The organism is Aquamicrobium soli (genome assembly GCF_042646345.1).
GTDB classification, from domain to species: Bacteria; Pseudomonadota; Alphaproteobacteria; order Rhizobiales; family Rhizobiaceae; genus Mesorhizobium; species Mesorhizobium soli_A.
The window spans coordinates 38,723-52,092 of sequence record NZ_JBHRTK010000012.1 but is presented as its reverse complement, the minus strand read 5'-3'; the positions used below and the strand labels follow the sequence as shown (position 1 = coordinate 52,092).

At 66.5% G+C, this 13,370-nt stretch carries 15 protein-coding genes; 8 read left to right on the top strand and 7 right to left on the bottom strand.

What is annotated here, in order from left to right:
- Positions 1 to 38: 38 nt before the first annotated feature.
- Positions 39 to 1,199: an Mrp/NBP35 family ATP-binding protein gene (locus tag ACFOHJ_RS09805; protein ID WP_378220320.1), complete on the top strand. Its 1,161-nt coding sequence runs from the start codon at positions 39 to 41 to the stop codon at positions 1,197 to 1,199.
- An 87-nt stretch (positions 1,200 to 1,286) separates the two neighbouring features.
- Here the strand turns inward: ACFOHJ_RS09805 and ACFOHJ_RS09800 are convergent, their stop codons facing one another.
- Positions 1,287 to 1,736 (bottom strand): SRPBCC family protein, encoded by a 450-nt coding sequence (locus tag ACFOHJ_RS09800; RefSeq protein ID WP_378220319.1) that lies wholly within the window; start codon positions 1,734 to 1,736, stop codon positions 1,287 to 1,289.
- Positions 1,737 to 1,882: 146 nt separating this feature from the next.
- On the opposite strand from ACFOHJ_RS09800, the gene ACFOHJ_RS09795 reads away from it, so the two are divergent.
- Positions 1,883 to 3,685 carry an IlvD/Edd family dehydratase gene (locus ACFOHJ_RS09795; protein WP_378220318.1) on the top strand — a complete coding sequence of 601 codons (1,803 nt, stop codon included), beginning with the start codon at positions 1,883 to 1,885 and terminating at the stop codon, positions 3,683 to 3,685.
- 12 nt (positions 3,686 to 3,697) lie between these two features.
- Here ACFOHJ_RS09795 and ACFOHJ_RS09790 read toward each other — a convergent pair whose 3' ends face one another.
- From ACFOHJ_RS09790 to hslV, 6 genes are all read right to left on the bottom strand, one after another.
- A complete protein-coding gene (locus ACFOHJ_RS09790) occupies positions 3,698 to 4,657 on the bottom strand; it encodes a DUF1402 family protein (protein ID WP_378220317.1) in 960 nt (319 codons plus the stop codon).
- A 356-nt stretch (positions 4,658 to 5,013) separates the two neighbouring features.
- Complete coding sequence (gene hslU / locus ACFOHJ_RS09785; RefSeq protein WP_378220316.1) at positions 5,014 to 6,327, bottom strand: ATP-dependent protease ATPase subunit HslU; 1,314 nt, start codon at positions 6,325 to 6,327, stop codon at positions 5,014 to 5,016.
- A gap of 31 nt (positions 6,328 to 6,358) precedes the next feature.
- Complete coding sequence (locus tag ACFOHJ_RS09780; protein ID WP_378220315.1) at positions 6,359 to 7,420, bottom strand: hypothetical protein; 1,062 nt, start codon at positions 7,418 to 7,420, stop codon at positions 6,359 to 6,361.
- Positions 7,421 to 7,423: 3 nt separating this feature from the next.
- Positions 7,424 to 8,023, bottom strand: a complete 600-nt coding sequence (locus tag ACFOHJ_RS09775) for a DUF2585 domain-containing protein (protein WP_378220314.1) — start codon at positions 8,021 to 8,023, stop codon at positions 7,424 to 7,426.
- Positions 8,020 to 8,544, bottom strand: a complete 525-nt coding sequence (locus ACFOHJ_RS09770) for a GNAT family N-acetyltransferase (RefSeq protein WP_378220313.1) — start codon at positions 8,542 to 8,544, stop codon at positions 8,020 to 8,022. The genes ACFOHJ_RS09775 and ACFOHJ_RS09770 overlap by 4 nt, the downstream gene beginning before the upstream one ends.
- On the bottom strand, positions 8,531 to 9,085 hold the full coding sequence (gene hslV, locus ACFOHJ_RS09765) for an ATP-dependent protease subunit HslV (RefSeq protein WP_378220312.1): 555 nt from the start codon (positions 9,083 to 9,085) through the stop codon (positions 8,531 to 8,533). Before hslV ends, ACFOHJ_RS09770 begins: the two co-directional genes overlap by 14 nt.
- 186 nt (positions 9,086 to 9,271) lie before the next feature.
- On the opposite strand from hslV, the gene hisB reads away from it, so the two are divergent.
- From hisB to hisF, 6 genes are read left to right on the top strand one after another with little or no spacing between them, the layout of a single operon-like run.
- The gene (gene hisB, locus ACFOHJ_RS09760) at positions 9,272 to 9,871 is read left to right on the top strand and encodes an imidazoleglycerol-phosphate dehydratase HisB (RefSeq protein ID WP_378220311.1); all 600 of its coding nucleotides are present in this window, start codon (positions 9,272 to 9,274) and stop codon (positions 9,869 to 9,871) included.
- A 2-nt stretch (positions 9,872 to 9,873) separates the two neighbouring features.
- Entirely contained in the window at positions 9,874 to 10,350 is a 477-nt protein-coding gene (locus ACFOHJ_RS09755; protein WP_378220310.1) for a DUF2628 domain-containing protein, read from the top strand.
- A 2-nt stretch (positions 10,351 to 10,352) separates the two neighbouring features.
- On the top strand, positions 10,353 to 11,003 hold the full coding sequence (gene hisH / locus ACFOHJ_RS09750) for an imidazole glycerol phosphate synthase subunit HisH (RefSeq protein WP_378220309.1): 651 nt from the start codon (positions 10,353 to 10,355) through the stop codon (positions 11,001 to 11,003).
- Positions 11,000 to 11,737, top strand: coding sequence for a 1-(5-phosphoribosyl)-5-[(5-phosphoribosylamino)methylideneamino]imidazole-4-carboxamide isomerase (hisA, locus tag ACFOHJ_RS09745; RefSeq protein ID WP_378220308.1), 738 nt, complete (start codon positions 11,000 to 11,002; stop codon positions 11,735 to 11,737). The genes hisH and hisA overlap by 4 nt, the downstream gene beginning before the upstream one ends.
- Positions 11,734 to 12,573 (top strand): arginase family protein, encoded by an 840-nt coding sequence (locus ACFOHJ_RS09740; protein WP_378220307.1) that lies wholly within the window; start codon positions 11,734 to 11,736, stop codon positions 12,571 to 12,573. Before hisA ends, ACFOHJ_RS09740 begins: the two co-directional genes overlap by 4 nt.
- Positions 12,570 to 13,364, top strand: a complete 795-nt coding sequence (gene hisF, locus ACFOHJ_RS09735; RefSeq protein ID WP_378220306.1) for an imidazole glycerol phosphate synthase subunit HisF — start codon at positions 12,570 to 12,572, stop codon at positions 13,362 to 13,364. The genes ACFOHJ_RS09740 and hisF overlap by 4 nt, the downstream gene beginning before the upstream one ends.
- The last annotated feature ends 6 nt before the right edge of the window (positions 13,365 to 13,370 follow it).

Genomic DNA, 13,370 nt, shown 5'->3' with positions numbered 1-13,370 from the left:
GAGCCTGCACTGAGAAAGCCCGTATTGGGGAATTTGTGATGTCTGTTACCAAGGAAGCCGTCCTCGAGCGCCTGAAGACGATCAGCGGGCCGGATTTTTCCGGCAACATCGTCGACCTCGGCATGGTTTCGGAAATATTCGTCGCCGACGGCAAGGTGTTCTTCTCGATCACCGTTCCGGCCGCCCGCGCCCAGGAGATGGAGCCGCTGCGCGCCGCCGCCGAGCGCGTCGTCAAGGAGATCCCCGGCGTGGCCAGCGCCATCGTGGCGCTTACCGCCGAGAAGAAGGGCGGCGGCATGGAGGCGGCGGTGCCTCCGCGCCCCGCGCCGCGCCCGGCTGCTCCGCCTCGTCCCGCTCCGCACGCGCCCGCCTCGCACAGCCAGGGCAAGCGCGGTGTGCCGGGCATCGAGGCCATCATCGCGGTCGCCTCCGGCAAGGGTGGCGTCGGCAAGTCGACCACGGCCGTCAATTTGGCGCTCGGCCTTGCCGCGCTCGGCCTGAAGGTCGGCCTGCTCGATGCCGATATCTACGGCCCGTCGATGCCGCGCCTGCTCGGCATTCGCGGCCGGCCGCAGACCAGGGACGGCAAGATCCTCCAGCCGATGGAGAATTACGGCCTCAAGGTGATGTCGATCGGTTTCCTGGTCGAAGAGGAAACACCGATGATCTGGCGCGGCCCGATGGTCATCTCGGCGCTGACGCAGATGCTGCGCGAGGTGGAGTGGGGCCCGCTCGACGTGCTGGTGGTCGACATGCCGCCCGGCACCGGCGACGCGCAGTTGACCATGGCCCAGCAGGTGCCGCTGGCCGGCGCGGTCATCGTCTCGACGCCGCAGGACCTTGCCCTGATCGACGCGCGCAAGGGCCTCAACATGTTCAGGAAGGTCGACGTGCCGCTGCTCGGCATCGTCGAGAACATGAGCTATTTCGTCGCCCCGGACACCGGCAAGCGCTACGATATCTTCGGCCACGGCGGGGCGAAGCGCGAGGCCGAGCGCCTCGGCGTGCCTTTCCTTGGCGAGGTGCCGCTGGTCATGGACATCCGCGAAAGCTCGGACGGCGGCCGTCCGGTCGTGGCGGCCGACCCGCAGGGCGCGGAAGCGGCGATCTATCGCCAGATAGCTACCCGCGTGCGCGACCGCCTGGCGCAGGAAAAGGCCACCGCGGAGAACGCGGTGCCCTCGATCGTATTCGAATAAGCAGGCCAACGGCCGCCGGAAAGCCCGTTCCGGCGATGCGGCGGGCTATCGGCACAATGTCCGATTGCCCGCAGACCGGTGTGCGGATCAGCCGCCGACCTTCTCGCCGAAGGTCGAGAAGAACTGGCCGGCGAGTTTCTTCGATGTCGATTCGATCAGCCGGCTGCCCAACTGGGCGATCTTGCCGCCGACATCGGCCTTGGCCGCATATTTGAGGATGGTGGCGTTATCGCCGTCGGCGGCCAGCGTCACGTCGGCGCCGCCCTTGGCAAAGCCGGCGATGCCGCCCTTGCCCTCGCCCTCGATGGTGTAGCCATTGGGCGGATTGAGGTTCTTCAGCGTCACCTCGCCCTGGAAGGTCGCCTTGATCGGGCCGATCTTGAGCACCACCGTGGCCGCCATCTCGGTCGGCGACTTCATCTCGAGTTTCTGGCAACCGGGGATCGCCTCCTTGAGGACAGCGGGGTCGTTCAGCGCCGCCCATACCTTGTCGACGGGTGCGCTGATGCGCTCTTCGCCTTCGATCACCAATGCCATGCGTACCTCCATAACAAGAACTGCGGAAAGCCCTAACCCGGCGTTCGGTTCTTGTCTACCGGACGAAAGTCCGTGCGGCGTTGCGGCCTCTTGCCTGCCGGGGCGCGTTGCCATATCCATTTGTCTTACAAATACGGAGAGCAGCAATGGCCGGCGACCAGTCCAGGAAGAAGTTCCGCTCGCAGGAATGGTTCGACAATCCGGACAATCCGGGCATGACGGCGCTTTACCTGGAGCGCTACCTCAATTTCGGGCTGACGCGCGCGGAACTGCAGTCGGGAAAGCCGCTGATCGGCATCGCGCAGACCGGCTCCGACCTGTCGCCCTGCAACCGCCACCATCTCGAACTGGCCAAGCGCATCCGCGCGGGTATCGAGGCGGCCGGCGGCATTCCTTTCGAGTTTCCCTGCCATCCGCTCCAGGAGACGGGCAAGCGGCCCACCGCCTCGCTCGACCGCAATCTCGCCTATCTGTCGCTGGTCGAGGTGCTCTACGGCTATCCGATCGACGGCGTGGTGCTGACGGTCGGCTGCGACAAGACCACGCCGGCGCTGCTGATGGCGGCGGCGACCGTCAACATCCCGGCCATCGCGCTGTCGGTCGGGCCCATGCTGAACGGCTGGCACAAGGGCAAGCGCACCGGTTCGGGCACCATCGTCTGGGAATCGCGCCAGCGGCTTTCGGCCGGCGAGATCGACTACGACGAGTTCATGGACATCGTCGCCTCCTCCGCGCCGTCGGTCGGCTACTGCAACACCATGGGCACCGCGACCACGATGAATTCGCTGGCCGAGGCGCTCGGCATGCAGTTGCCGGCCTCCGCCGCCATCCCCGCGCCCTACCGCGAACGGGGCCAGATTTCCTATGAAACCGGCCGCCGCATCGTCGAGATGGTGTACGAGGACCTGAAGCCGTCCGACATCATGACGCGCGAGGCGTTCGAGAACGCCATCGTCGTCAATTCGGCCATCGGCGGTTCCACCAACGCGCCGATCCACCTCAACGCCATCGCCCGCCATCTCGGCATCGCCCTGGACAACGACGACTGGCAGGCGGTCGGCCACAAGATTCCGCTTCTCGTCAACCTGCAGCCGGCCGGCGAATATCTCGGCGAGGACTACCACCATGCCGGCGGCGTGCCGGCGGTCGTGGCCGAACTGATCAAGGGCGGGTTGCTGCCGCATCCAGACGCGATGACCGTCAACGGCAGGACGATCGGCGAGAACTGCGCCGGCGTGGAGAACATGGACCCGAAAGTGATCCGTCCGGTCTCCGATCCGCTGGTCAAGGAAGCCGGCTTCCTCAACCTCAAGGGCAACCTGTTCGATTCGGCGATCATGAAGACCAGCGTGATCTCGAAGGAATTCCGCGACCGCTATCTGTCGAATCCGCGCGATCCGGAAGCCTTCGAAGGCAAGGCCGTCGTCTTCGACGGGCCGGAGGACTACCATGCCCGCATCGACGACCCGGCGCAGGGCATCGACGAGAACACGATCCTGTTCATGCGCGGCGCCGGCCCGGTCGGCTATCCCGGCGGCGCCGAGGTGGTGAACATGCAGCCGCCGGCCTATCTCATCAAGAAGGGCGTGCATTCGCTGCCCTGCATCGGCGACGGCCGCCAGTCGGGCACGTCGGGCACGCCCTCCATCCTCAACGCCTCGCCGGAAGCGGCGGTCGGCGGCGGGCTGGCGTTGCTCAGGACCGGCGACCGCGTGCGCATCGACCTCAGGAAGGGCACAGCCGACATTCTCGTCTCCGACGACGAGATCACCCGGCGCCGCGCGGAACTGCAGAACGAGGGCGGCTACGCCTATCCGAAGCACCAGACGCCGTGGCAGGAAATCCAGCGCGGCATGGTCGACCAGTTCGACCAGGGCATGGTGCTGAAGCCGGCGGTCAAGTACCAGGACGTGGCGCATACGGCCGGCGTGCCGCGCGACAACCACTGAGCCGAGGGCGGCCTAGAACAGCGCCTGCAATTCCGGCAGCTTGTCGTTGACCAGCCAGCCGTAATAGTTCTCCTCCGGCAGTTTCTGCGGTTCGCCGGCCGCCTTGCGCCGCTCGTTCTCGGCCTTCAGCGCGTAGGCGCGCTGCTCCGGGTTGCCGATATTGTAGAGCGTGGCGGTGATGCCGGGGTTGCCTGAAATGTCGAACCCGGCGATCCGCCTGTAGGCGTCGATCGACTTCTTCAGCGTGGCGGCGACGTAGTTGAGCGTCAGGTCCGGGTCCATGATGGTCTTGTAGACCTCGTTGGGGTCGGATGCGTCCAGTTCCGGCAGGCCCGAGACCTTGTGCACGAGGTCGCTCATCTGCAAGGCGGTCAGCGGGTTGAGTTGGCCGAGCCCGAACGTCTGGCCGGCGTAATAGGGCTGGAAGAAGGTGGCGCCGAAGCGGTCGTTGGGGAAGGTCTTGCCATCGACGGTCTTGCCGCGGAAGGACTGGTTCCACACCCGTTCGCGGCACGACCACAGCTCGTAGCTGCCCGAAAGCTTCGCGCATTCGGCAAAGGCCGGCCTCTGCACGAAGGCCGAGATGTCCTCGCCCTTGTAGGAGAAGGACAGCTTGCCCGACAGGTAGGACACTGCCTTGACGTAATAGGTCTGTAGGCGGTCGTAGGCATCGACGTTATAGGTATGCTCGCCGACGAGGGCGCCGACGATGTGCATCGGGTCGATGCCGTAGGCGGACGCCGCCTGCCTGATCTTGGCGCGCAGCTTGGCGTCGTTCTGGAACAGCGCGTAGACCTTGCGGTATTTTGCCTGGAAGGTGGTGTTGGTGGCCTGCGTGCGGCGCGACGAGGCGCCCGGTATCGGTGGCTGCTCGGCATTGCGGTTGCCCGGCGGGACGAGCGTTGCCGCCGCCGCCGGCAACGCTGCCGCCGCCAGCAGCAGCGCGAAGGCCACACGAATCAGTTTCTTCATGCGCCGTCGCGCCCTGTCCGGTTGTTCTGCCGCGCAACCTAGAAAAAGCCTGCCGGGGAGTCGAGCATTGTGTAGGCGCCGGACGGGCCCCGGCAGGCCGAAAGCGGCCGCATGGCTCCATTTGGCCACACTGCATGGGTGGCGGCGGCCGGATATGGAAACTTATACGCCGTGGGCGGCATACCCCACCCCTAACCCTCCCCACAGGGGGGAGGGGAATCCGAGGGCGCCACCAGCGATATACCCGATTGCCCGCAAAGGCCGATGGCCATGTTCCCCTCCCCCTTGTGGGGAAAGGCTAGGGGTGGGGGTACGCAGCCCACCACGATGGTCAGGGGTTGGGTACGACGCCGTCGCTACAGGATGAACCGCGACAGGTCGGTGTTCTTCGACAGGTCGCCGACATGCTTCTGCACATAGGCGGCGTCGATGGTGACCTGCGTGCCGCTGCGGTCGGGCGCGTCGTAGGAGATTTCGTCCAGCACCCGCTCCATCACCGTCTGCAGCCGCCGTGCGCCGATATTCTCGACGGTGGCGTTGAGGTCGACGGCGATGCCGGCCAGCGAATCGATGGCGTCATCGGTGAAGGCGAGATCGACGTTCTCGGTCTTCATCAGCGCGATATACTGCTTGATCAGCGCCGCCTCGGTTTCGGTGAGGATGCGCACGAAATCCTCCTTCTCCAACGCCCTGAGCTCGACGCGGATCGGCAGGCGGCCCTGAAGCTCCGGCAACAGGTCGGACGGCTTGGCGACATGGAAGGCGCCGGAGGCGATGAACAGGATGTGGTCGGTCTTCACCGGCCCGTACTTGGTCGCCACCGTGGTGCCCTCGACCAGCGGCAGCAGGTCGCGCTGCACGCCTTCGCGCGAAACGCCGGCGCCCATGCCGCCTTCGCGGTTGGCGATCTTGTCGATCTCGTCGAGGAAGACGATGCCGTCTTCCTGTGTCGCCTCGAGCGCCCGGCGCACCACCTCTTCCTGGTCGAGCAGCTTGTCGGACTCGTCCTCGATCAACAGGTCGTAGGACGCCTTCACGGTCGTCTTGCGCATCTTGGTGCGCTTGCCGCCCATGGCCTTGGTCAGCATGTCGTTGATGTTCATGACGCCGATATTGGCGCCCGGCATGCCGGGAATCTCGAAGCCGGGCATGCCGCCGGTACCGGTGTCGGCAACCTCGATCTCGATCTCCTTGTCGTCCAGTTCACCCTCGCGCAGCTTCTTGCGGAAGGAATCGCGGGTGGCCGGCGAGGCCGTCTTGCCGATCAGCGCCTCCAGCACGCGCTCTTCGGCGTTGATGTGGGCGCGCGCCTTGACGTCCTCGCGCATCTTCTCGCGCACCAGCGCGATCGCGACCTCGACCAGGTCGCGCACGATCTGCTCGACATCGCGGCCGACATAGCCGACCTCGGTGAACTTGGTGGCCTCGACCTTGACGAAGGGCGCGCCTGCGAGCTTGGCCAGCCGGCGCGAAATCTCGGTCTTGCCGACGCCGGTCGGGCCGATCATCAGGATGTTCTTCGGCATCACTTCTTCACGCAGGCCGGCTTCCAGTTGCTGGCGGCGCCAGCGGTTCCGGAGCGCGATTGCCACGGCGCGCTTGGCCTCCTTCTGGCCGATGATGAAACGGTCGAGTTCGGAAACGATCTCACGGGGGGAAAAATTGCTCATAGGGGATTACTCATGAAACAGCGGTTGCGGCTTATGTATGGGATGGCAGCCTGCTTACAAGGCTGGGCGGGAACAGGCCGAGCAGGCGGCGGCGCAACCCGTGCCAGCCGGCGCTGAGCAACAGCACCAGCGCGCCCAGCACCAGCATGGTGAGCGGCACCACGCCCTGGCTGAAGCCGATCTGGGTGACGAGCGAGCCGAACGCGATGCCGGCATAGGCCAGGCCTGAGACGAGCACCGCCCGCCGGTCCACCAGCACCGCGACGAGGGCGAGGCCGGCAAAGATCGCCAGCACGCCCACCGCCGCCGCCGTGGTCAGCCGGCCGGAACCGATCAGGCCGCTGATCAGCGGATGGACGACCAGGGGTGCCGCCAGCATGTGCAGCCAGAAGGCGATGTCGGTGCGTCTAGTTTGCCGCTTCGGGTCGCTGAGGTCGAAGCGCATCGCCAGCGCGAACACGCCGATGCCGCAGGCGAGCAGGATAGGCCGCGCGAACTGCCCGGCTAGGTCGGGCGCCGTGCCGAACACCAGCGCCAGCACGCTGGCGACCAGCGCCGCCACGCCGGCCGCGAAGGTTATCGGGATGCCGAAGCGCCGGTAATGGACGGCCGTGGCCGCGATGGTGACGATGCCGGCGACGACGACGGGCCAGTTCTGCGTCTCCAGCGCCGCGAGGCTGAATTGGTCAGAGCCGGTGATGAACAGCACCGCCGCCAGGAAGATGGCGGCGGCATAGACCAGCAGCAGGACGATGCTGGGCAGGGCCATGCGCCGCTTGCGGGTAAAATATTCGGCCAGCAGCCAGCTTGCCAGCGCCACCGCGAGGCCCGCGCCGCCGCCGTCGAACAGGAGGGCTGCGAAATAGGACAGCGCGCCGAGGAACAGGGCGATGCCGATGGTGACGAAGATGTCGCCGAAGCCGTTGATGAAGCGGAATTTCTCGTCGTCGGCAGGCTCGCCGGGTTGCGCCGGGCTGTTGTTTTCCAGGTAGCGCAGCATTTCTGCCTGCTGCGCGGTGAGCACGCCTTGCGCGAGCGCGCGCTCGATCGTTTCGCCGGAGACCGGCTGCGTGGCCGAGGGCGCGGCCGCCATGGATCAGAGCCCGCCTTGCCAGGCTTTTACCGCGTCCAGGGGGTAGACCAGCATCAGCACGTTGAGCGTCAGGTTGTCGCGAATGAGGTATCCGACCACGATCTCGAAGGCGATGGCGAGCGCCACCGTTGCCCACACCGGCAGCCGGAACGCCAGGAAGAAGCCCAGCACCATGAACAGCGTGTCGCAGACCGAGTTGAGGATGGAGTCGCCGAAATAGTCGAGCGAGATGGTGCCTTCGCGGTAGCGGTTGATGATGAATGGGCTGTTTTCTAGAATTTCCCAGCCGCCCTCGACGGCGATCGCCAGCGCCAGCCGCAGCCAGATCGAGGATTTGGGAAACAGAAGCCGCGCCGCCCCGTAGAATAGGAAGCCGTGGATGACGTGGGAGAAGGTGTACCAGTCGGCGATGTGCTGCGAGTTTTCGGAGCTTTGCACGACGCCCTGCCACAGCTTGACGTAGCCGCAGGCGCAGATCGCGGGATGGCCTTGCCAGTAGAGCACGATCGCCTGGATGGCGATCAGGCCGGCGGCGATGGCGAGCCCCGCGCGCCAGGAAAGCTGCAACGCGGCCGGGCTGGCGCTCTTGGCTGTATCCGTCATTCTTCGAAATTCCCCTCAGGCGAATCGATGGCCATCAGCAATACACGCCCATAATGTGACGATCTCTCGCCGAGCGGGCGAAACCCTGCCTTTTCGTAGGCGCGTATGGCGCGGCCATTGTCGGGATGCGGGTCGGCGATGACGCGCGGCGCGCCTTCCTCGAACAGCGCTTCGGTGAATTGCGTGATGATGGCGGGGCCGTGGCCGATGCCCGTCAGTGCCGCCGGGCCGATCAGGAGATCGATGCCGAGCGTGCCGAAGGGCTGGTCCGCATAAGGGTGCTCGTCCTCCAGATGCGGATCGTAGCTTTGCAGGTAGGCGATCGGCCGCCCCGCCAGTTCGACGACCAGCGGCTCGACGCTGTCGCTGTCGATATGTTCGCGGACGGAGGCGATCTCGGTTGCCGGATCGCCCCACCACGCGGCCGCATGCGGCAGGGCCAGCCAGCCGGCGATCACCGGCAGGTCGGCCTCCGCGACGGCGCGGAAGTCGTAGATCGGCGCCGCCTCAGGCAGCGCCATCGATGACTTCGACGACGAAATTGTTGTTGGTGTAGACGCAGATGTCGGAAGCGATCTGCATCGCCCGGCGGGCGATCTCCTCGGCGTCCTTGTCGGTGTCGATCAGCGCGCGCGCCGCCGCCAGCGCATAGTTGCCGCCCGAGCCGATGGCCATGACGCCGTCTTCCGGCTCCAGCACGTCACCGTTGCCGGTCAGCGCCAGCGAGACGTTCTTGTCGGCCACCAGCATCATTGCTTCGAGCCGCCTGAGGTAACGGTCGGTGCGCCAGTCCTTGGCCAGTTCGACGCAGGCGCGCGTCAACTGGTCGGGATATTGCTCGAGCTTGGTTTCCAGGCGCTCCAGCAGCGTGAAGGCATCCGCCGTGGCGCCGGCGAAACCGGCGATGACGCTGCCGCCCTTGCCGATGCGGCGCACCTTCTTGGCGTTGCCCTTCATGATGGTCTGGCCAAGGCTGACCTGGCCGTCGCCGGCGATGACCACCTTGCCGTCCTTGCGCACCGTGACGATGGTCGTGGCGTGCATGCTCAGTTCATTCGACATGTTCGTGGCTCCGATGCCGCGCCGTCCCTTCGAGGCAACGGGCGCGTTACGAGGATTGTGATCGGCCATATGTATGTGAGCGAAGATGGTTTGCAAACCATCGGCGCGGCTGCTGGTCATCGCGCGATCATGCTGCTAGAACGCACTCGCTTTCAAGCATGGGATTTCCAGCACAGGGATGAGGCCATGACCGCCCGCTCCGCCGAGGTGAGCCGCAAGACCAGGGAAACCGACATTTCGGTTGCCATCCATGTCGACGGCACGGGCAAGGCCGACATGGAAACCGGCGTCGGCTTCTTCGACCACATGCTGGACCAGCTTTCGCGCCATTCGCTGATCGACATGAAGGTGCGGGCCAGGGGCGACCTGCACATCGACGACCACCACACGGTGGAAGACACCGGCATCGCGCTCGGCCAGGCGCTGTCGAAGGCGCTCGGCGAGCGGCGCGGCATCATGCGTTACGCCTCGATCGACCTCGCGATGGACGAGACGCTGACGCGCGCTGCCATCGACGTGTCGGGCCGGCCGTTCCTCGTCTGGAACGTTTCCTTCTCGTCGCCCAAGATCGGCACCTTCGATACCGAACTGGTGCGCGAGTTCTTCCACGCCTTTGCGCAGAACGCCGGCATCACGCTGCACGTCACCAACCATTACGGCGCCAACAACCACCATATCGCCGAAACCTGCTTCAAGGCGGTGGCGCGGGCCCTGCGCGCGGCGCTGGAGACCGATCCGCGCCAGCCGGAGGCCGTTCCCTCCACCAAGGGCTCCCTGAAGGGATAAAGATGGCCGTCTATGTCGTGATGGAGCCGCCGGGCCGCGGCCACGAGGCCGATGAAACGAGCTTCGTGCGCGATGGTTTTTCGTGGTTCGGCTTTCTCGTTCCGCCACTGTGGCTGCTCTGGCATCGACGCTGGATCGAGGCCGGGCTCGCCTTCGTCGCCATCGCCCTGATCGCTGTGGCGGGAGAGACTTTCGCGATGCCGCTGCCCGGCGCGTCGCTGGTCCTGCTCGTCATGCTCTATGTCGGGCTGGAGGGGCAGGCGCTGCGGCTCGCCGCCATGGCCAGGCACGGTTGGCGGCAGTGGGGCGTCGTTGTCGCCGACAGCGTGGACGATGCCGACCTGCGCTACGCGTCGGAAGCCGGCTCGTCTCCACAGGAGTCGGCGCCCGAGCCGCGCCTGCAGCCCGAGCCGTCGCTCGCGCGTCCGGTCCAGCCCGGCCCGGCCATTGGCCTCGTTCCCTTTTCCGGAAAGCGCTGACGATGCGTGTCTCCATCATCGACTATGGTTCGGGCAATCTGCGCTCGGCGATGAAAGCCTTCGAGCGCGCGGCGCGCGAATCCGGCATCGCTGCCGAGATCGAACTGACGGCCGCGCCGGAACGGGTTCTGTCCGCCGATCGCATCGTGCTGCCGGGCGTCGGCGCCTATGCCGACTGTGCGGCCGGCCTGCATGGCGTGGCGGGGTTGTGGGAGGCGGTCGAGGAAGCCGCCATCGCCCGGGCGAAGCCTTTTCTCGGCATCTGCGTCGGCATGCAATTGATGTCGGAGCGCGGCCTGGAAAAGGCGGTGACGAACGGTTTTGGCTGGATCGCGGGCGACGTCAGGGAAATCACCCCGTCCGACCCTGCGCTCAAAATCCCGCAGATCGGCTGGAACACCATCGAGGTTCGCCGCGAGCACCCGCTGCTTGCCGGCATTCCGACCGGCGAGGGCGGACTGCACGCCTATTTCGTGCATTCCTATCATCTGGAAGCGACGAAGCCGGCGCAGGTGCTGGCCGTCGCCGACTATGGCAGCCCGGTGACGGCGGCGGTGGCGCACGACAACCTCGCAGGCACCCAGTTCCACCCGGAAAAGAGCCAGGCCCTCGGCCTGGCGCTGATCGCCAATTTCCTGAGGTGGAAGCCATGATCCTCTTCCCGGCCATCGACCTCAAGGACGGCAAGTGCGTGCGCCTCAGGCTCGGCGACATGGCGACCGCGACCGTCTACAACGACGACCCGGCGGCGCAGGCCAAGGCCTTCGAGGATCAGGGGTTCGAGTGGCTGCACGTCGTCGACCTCAACGGCGCCTTTGCTGGCGAGAGCGTCAATGGCGCGGCGGTCGATGCCATCCTGAAGGCGACGAAGAACCCGGTGCAGCTCGGCGGCGGCATCCGTACGCTGGCCCATATCGAAAGCTGGCTGGAACGCGGCCTTGCCCGCGTCATCCTCGGCACCGTGGCCGTGCGCGACCCCGACCTGGTGAAGCAGGCCTGCAAGGCGTTCCCCGGCAAGGTCGCGGTCGGCATCGACGCCAAGGGCGGCAAGGTCGCGGTCGAAGGCTGGGCGGAAGCCTCCTCGCTCGGCGTCGTCGAACTGGCGAAGAAATTCGAGGGCGCGGGCGTCGCGGCCATCATCTACACCGACATCGACCGCGACGGCGTGCTCGCCGGCATCAACTGGGCCTCCACCATCGGCCTGGCCGAGGCGGTGTCCATTCCCGTCATCGCCTCGGGCGGCCTGGCATCGATGGCCGATATCGTGCGCATGACCCTGCCGGATGCGCAAAGGCTGGAAGGGGCCATTTCCGGCCGCGCGCTCTATGACGGGCGCATCGACCCGGCCGAGGCGCTGGCCCTCCTGAAAAAAGCGTCGGTACGATGAAACTTTCGCTTATCCTGGCGCCCTATGACAGCGGCTATCGCAACGCCGGTTGCGGCCAGGGGCCGGACGCCATCGTCACCGGCGGGCTGGTCGAGGAACTGACGCTGCACGGCCATGACGTGGTGACGCAGGATATCGGCGAGGTCGGCGCTACGCCCGGCCGCGAGATCGCCACCGGCTTCGCCGTCGCGACCGCGGTGGCGCAGAAGGCGGGCGAGGCCGTGAAGGACGGCCGCTTTCCCATCGTGCTTGCCGGCAACTGCCTGACCACGGTCGGCGCCATTGCGGGGGATGGGGCCGATTCGATCGTCTGGGCCGACCAGCACGGCGACCTCAACACGCCTGAAACCACCACTTCCGGCTTTCTCGACGGCATGGCGCTGTCGGCGGCGCTCGGCCAGTGCTGGCAGGCGATGGCGGCGGCCGTTCCGGGCTTTGCCGCCCTCGATCCGTCGCGCTGCCTGCTTGTCGACGCGCGCGACCTCGATGCGACCGAAAAGGAAATCCTGGCGCGGCTGTCGATCCTGCGCGCGCCCTGCACCGATGCGCCGGCGCTGGCCGGAAAGCTCGCGGCCGACGGCGTGCTGCGCACGCACCTCCACCTCGACCTCGACGTGCTCGACCCCGACGTGCTGCAGGCCAATCGCTACACTTGGCCCGGCGGCCCCGATCCCGACCGCTTGCAGCAGGCCATGACCGCGCTGGCGGGCCAGCTTCCGATCGTGGGCGTGACGGTTTCCGCCTATGACCCGGCCTACGACCCGCAAGGCGATGTGCCGCCCGTGGTCGGCCGCCTGCTGGTTGGCGTGCTCGAAACGCTGGAGAAAAAAGCGTGACCCTCAAGGCCCGCGTGATCCCTTGTCTGGACGTTAAGGACGGCCGCGTCGTCAAGGGCGTCAATTTCGTCGACCTAGTCGATGCCGGCGACCCCGTCGAGGCGGCAAAAGCTTATGACGCGGCGGGCGCCGACGAGCTTTGCTTCCTCGACATCACCGCCTCGTCGGAAAACCGCGAGACCATCTTCGACATCGTCGCCCGCACCGCCGAGCAGTGCTTCATGCCGCTGACCGTCGGCGGCGGCGTGCGGCAGGTCGCCGATATCCGCAAGCTGCTGCTGGCCGGCGCCGACAAGGTGTCGATCAACACGGCAGCGGTGAAGAACCCGGATTTCGTCGCCGAGGCGGCGCAGAAGTTCGGCGACCAGTGCATCGTCGTCGCCATCGACGCCAAGAAGGTGTCGGCGCCCGGCGAGGTCGATCGCTGGGAAATCTTCACCCATGGCGGCCGCGAGAAGACCGGCATCGACGCCCTCGACTTCGCCCGCAGGATGGCCGATCTCGGCGCCGGCGAAATCCTGCTCACCTCGATGGACCGCGACGGCACCAAGGCCGGCTACGACATCGCGCTGACCCGCGCGGTGGCGGACGCGGTGCGCGTGCCGGTGATCGCTTCCGGTGGCGTCGGCACGCTCGACCATATGGTCGAAGGCATCCGCGACGGCCACGCGACGGCGGTTCTGGCGGCCTCGATCTTCCATTTCGGCACCTATTCGATCGCCGAGGCGAAGCGCCACATGGCCGAGGCCGGCCTGCCGATGCGACTCGACAGAGCCGCGGTTCGGCTCTAAACGGCG